The following is a 4,250-nucleotide window of genomic DNA, read 5'->3' as shown; positions in this document are numbered from 1 at the left end:
AACCCAGACCCTGAACCCGCAGCTCAATCAACCAGGGAACAAATCCCCGCAGCGCCAACGCCGTCGTCGATGAAAGGGCTTATACGGCTGGAGGCTGGAGAAGGTCAAGGGCAACGTCGCAAAAAGTGAGAAAATCCTCGCGAGCTCTTTGATGAATACGCTGATCTGTTTGATTCCAAACGGGAAATCTGTGCCGCTTCATGGCGTCACGGTCGGGTGATCATTCCTGTCGGGCTTGTGCCGCCCGGTGATGGCTGCGCACGAGCGCGTTGAGAAGAGGGGTCAGACCGAACTGGTTGCGGCATGCACGCGCCGTCAGGCTCCTCAAATAGCCTCCAGGCGACTGGATGGCGGTTCCCCGCTGCAGAATGGCGGCGACGAGCGCAGCCGCGTGGGCCGGTCCGATGGCACGTTGAGCATCCTCATAGGCGGCATGGCTGATCCCGAGCATCGGACGCACGATCGCGGCTGCAGCGATCAGATCCCGCCAATCGCGAATGGGTTCACGCGCATAATCCTGCAAATCCGGGCAGGCCTCGAGAACGAGCGACAGCGGCTGCAGCGATGGCTTGGCGCCCAAGGGTCCCGGAGGAATGTCCGGCGTTTCTTTCCCTTCTTTCTCTTCGCGAATTTCAAGATCAGAAGAATTCTGTTTTGAATCTTGTATGTGGTGCTCGTTTTGGGACTCACTGGTGCTCAATTTTGATGAATTCGAGTGGCATTCCAAGCATTTGAGCACGAGGTCGGCGAGGTCGGCGAGGTCGGCGGCCAAGGCTTCCAATTCGAGGCGTCCGGGGCGCGTACAAAGGCAGCCGAGGAGCGTCCGGAAGCGGTGGTGGAGACCCGGCCAGTCCGGAGCAGAAGCGGCGGCGGGCACGGAAAGCTCGGCCTCGAAGCCGGCGGCGATCATCTTGGCGATGTCGCGGCGGTAGAGGCTGATGCGTTCGCGCACCCGGCAGAGCGCTTCCTTCTCGGCCGTGATCTCGGCCGCCCTCTGCTCGAATTCGGGAGCCCGGGCAAGAAGCGGCGAGAGATCGAAGCCGAAGGCGAGATCGATCACGCCTCCCGGTCCCTTGCGGGCATAGCGCTTACCGTTGGGGCTGTCGCGACGCAGCAGGATCCCGGCATCGACGAGGCTAGCGAGATGGCGCCGCATGGTCGATGCCGCCATGCCATAGGCCCGGATCGCCAGTTGCTCGTTGGAGGGAAACACGACGAGGCGCGCGCCCTCGAGATAAGTCTCGGGATGGAACGAGAGGAGCGCGTTGAGCACCGCAAGGGCGCGCTCACCGAGGCCCAGCTGCTGGCGGGCGATGCTGATCCATCGGAAGACCTGCCATTTGCCGACGCGGGCTCCCGCGGGCCTCTCTCGGGCGTGCCGACGCGTGGCGACGTCGTCGAGGGTGAAGGGGCGCCCTCCGAAGGGCGTGGTCGCGATCTGTGGTTCCATCGGTGAGCCTGTTTCAGGCAGCAGAAATCCACTCGCCGAACGACGCTCGATCTTGACAGAAATGTCGGGAAGTCCCACTCTCACGCTGTCACACGTTTTTTGATGAGAGTGGGCTTTCGGACCTTGAGCGGGTTCGGAAGCCTTTTCTTTTGCCTCGACCTTTCTGAGTTTAGAGTTGACGGTTTGTTTAGCATAGCTCGGCGTCAGGGTCGCCGGGGAGTTTGAGAGGCCGATCCCGGCCCCTCGCTCAACACCGAATCGGTCGGCGTTTCGCCCAGTATCGAGCTGCGATAGCCGTTCACCAGCCCTGGCAGACGGTTTTCGAGATATTGCGCGAAGGACGGACCGAGTTCGGGATCGATGATTAGCCGAACGTCGCGCCCCGTCGTCACCAGGCTGGCGATTCGCCGCCCCCGTCCGTCGAGAACCGTGTGTTCGAGCTTCTCGGGTGTGTTGCGCCGGGTGGCCAGGCGCAGGAGATCGACGAACCGATCGTCGCTCTTCAGCGCCTGAAAATCCGGCTGGATCTGCCGCCGGCGCAGTTGCGAGACGACGTAGATGTCGGACATGGCCTCGGCGAGCTTGGCCCAGCGGGTTCGCCCGGCCTTCGGCGCCCGGCCGATGGCGCGGATCGTCTCGGGCGGAACCGAGCGAACCACGGTGATCAGCTTGGAGAGTTCGGCCTTGTCGATCGCCAGGGAGCGGCCGATGACGTGGCGGCTGTGGCCGGTCTGTTCGAGCTGGGCCGCGAAGACGGCGCGCTCGATATAGGTGAGATCCTCGCGTGTGGAGTTCTCCATCCCCTGGGCGATGACCAAGTCCTCGTCGCTGAGGACGCGGATCATGGCCTGCACGGGTCGGCCGAGGACGCGTGCGGCCCGAATGCGCCGATGGCCATAGGCGCTCTGGTAGCGCCCCTGGGCGAAGGGATGCTGGCGCAGGAGAACCGGAATCTCCTGGCCCCGCTCCTCGATCGCCTGGCAGAGAGTCTGGAAGGCGGTGGAATCGGCGTCGTCCTCGAAGCGATCGAGAACCGGAGAGGGGTCGATCAGCGCCGGATCGATCGAGACGATCATCGCACCGCTTCCGATGCGCGCGCGCAGCTCCTCGTTTTCCCGCTCGAAGCCGGAAAAGGATTCACGCATCGACCGCACGGACGCCGACGCCACACGCGGCGTCTTCGCCGCTCCGGCGGCGTCGGGATCGATGCTCTTGGTCTCCGGAGCCCGGGTGGAGAACATCGAGGCGATGCTTTGGGAACGCTTGCTCATCGATCCCAGACCTTTTCCATCAAGCCGAAGATCTCGGCGTTCACCGCGTTCATCGACCCGAGCGCCCGATCGTAGGCGGCTCGGCCGACGGCCTGTCGTTCGACCTCGTAGATCGTCTGCTTCGTGAGACCGGCATTGGCGATCGCCGTGGACTTGCAGGCCGTCGCCTGCAGCACGTCCTCGCCGAAGAGCGAGCGCAGGAGGGTCACGATCTGGGTTTCCGGCATGTCGTTGGGATCGTGGCGGGTCATGACATAGCGGATGAAATCGAGCTCGAGTTGCCCCCCCGCATCCTCGACGACTTCGAGCAGATCCGCGGTCATCAGCAGGAACTGGTTCATCGAGGCGACGTCGACCATCTGCGGATGGATGGTGACGAGCAGGCCGGTGGCGGCATTGAGAGCGCCCACGGTGAGAAAACCGAGCTGTGGCGGGCAGTCGATCACGACAGTGTCGTAGTCGTCGGCGACCTCGTAGATCGCAGCGCGGATGCGGCGGAAGAAGAGATTGGAACCGCGCAACGTCCGGTCGAGCATGGCGCGCGGCGTCTCGTGCTCGAACTCCATCAGCTCGATATTCCCGGGAACCAGATCCAGGCCTTCGAAATAGGTGGACCGCACGACCTCGCGCATCGGCCGCCGCGCCTCGTCGTAGCGCAAGGCCCCATAGATCGTCTCGTTCGCGCCGATGTCGAACTCCGGCTGATAGCCGAACATCCCGGTGAGGGAGGCCTGCGGATCGAGGTCGATCGCCAGGACGCGCAAGCCCTGGAGCGCCAGATACTGGGCGAGGTGCAGCGCCGTGGTGGTCTTGGCCGACCCGCCTTTGAAATTGGCGATCGCCAGGACCTGGAGCTTGTCTCCCACCTCCCGGCGGTGGACGAAGTCGGCGAAGTCCCGGGCGGGTCGGTTGCCGAAAAGGATGCGCAGCTCGTTCATCTGCGCGAGTGTATAGGCGCGCCGCCCCCCGGGGAGAAATTGCGGCACGGGACCGACACCATCGATGGTCAGATGCCGCAGCGACGCGTCGGCCACGCCGATGAGGCGCCCGGCCTCGCCCGACGTGAAGGTCCTCAGCGTCTTGCCGGACCGTGGCGCGAACATCGCCTCGCGCATGCTGAGCAGCTGCGTCGACAGGATCTCGGCATGGCGCGCCACACGCTCGGACGTTCGCCGTGGCGTGGACGGCCGTTCCGAAGTCATCAAGGCAGAGAGGGACGAGGGCCGGACGGTCAAGCTTACGTTCGCCCTTTGACGACATTTACACGAACGTAGAAGTCGGGGAATTCTCGCGAGTCGGCAAGTCCCCCTGTTCAACTTTTCCGATCAAGGCCCTTCGCGTGGAAAACCGCTCGTCGAGAATGACCTTCTTGCCGTTGGCATATGACAAGTCTTGATTTTATTTTAACAAGTATTAATTTCCATTAACTTATAATTTATACTGCATCACATCTCTCTCTTTCCATTTCTCGAATCTTGTCAGTTTCGCACCGGATTTTGATAGCTGATCGATCAAGGCGTTGCGTGGTG

Annotated in this window: 3 protein-coding genes; all 3 read right to left on the bottom strand. The window is 62.8% G+C overall.

Features of this window, described 5'->3' with window-relative positions; genetic code table 11:
- Positions 1 to 220: 220 nt before the first annotated feature.
- The 3 genes from repC to repA all read right to left on the bottom strand — a co-directional run bounded on the left by repC (position 221) and on the right by repA (position 3,923).
- Positions 221 to 1,450 carry a plasmid replication protein RepC gene (gene repC / locus GGR04_RS23560; RefSeq protein ID WP_183203025.1) on the bottom strand — a complete coding sequence of 410 codons (1,230 nt, stop codon included), beginning with the start codon at positions 1,448 to 1,450 and terminating at the stop codon, positions 221 to 223.
- A gap of 203 nt (positions 1,451 to 1,653) precedes the next feature.
- Positions 1,654 to 2,721: a plasmid partitioning protein RepB gene (repB, locus tag GGR04_RS23555; RefSeq protein ID WP_183203023.1), complete on the bottom strand. Its 1,068-nt coding sequence runs from the start codon at positions 2,719 to 2,721 to the stop codon at positions 1,654 to 1,656.
- A complete protein-coding gene (gene repA / locus GGR04_RS23550) occupies positions 2,718 to 3,923 on the bottom strand; it encodes a plasmid partitioning protein RepA (protein WP_183203027.1) in 1,206 nt (401 codons plus the stop codon). The genes repB and repA overlap by 4 nt, the downstream gene beginning before the upstream one ends.
- Positions 3,924 to 4,250: the final 327 nt, after the last annotated feature.

Source organism: Aureimonas pseudogalii (genome assembly GCF_014196835.1).
Classification (GTDB): domain Bacteria; phylum Pseudomonadota; class Alphaproteobacteria; order Rhizobiales; family Rhizobiaceae; genus Aureimonas; species Aureimonas pseudogalii.
Note: the sequence above shows the minus strand (reverse complement) of the source record. Positions and strands in the feature narration are given on the sequence as shown.

Coding starts and splice junctions, on each gene's coding strand:
- repC (WP_183203025.1), bottom strand. CDS start 1,450: ATGGAACCACAGATCGCGACCACGCCCTTCGGAGGGCGCCCCTTCACC.
- repB (WP_183203023.1), bottom strand. CDS start 2,721: ATGAGCAAGCGTTCCCAAAGCATCGCCTCGATGTTCTCCACCCGGGCT.
- repA (WP_183203027.1), bottom strand. CDS start 3,923: ATGACTTCGGAACGGCCGTCCACGCCACGGCGAACGTCCGAGCGTGTG.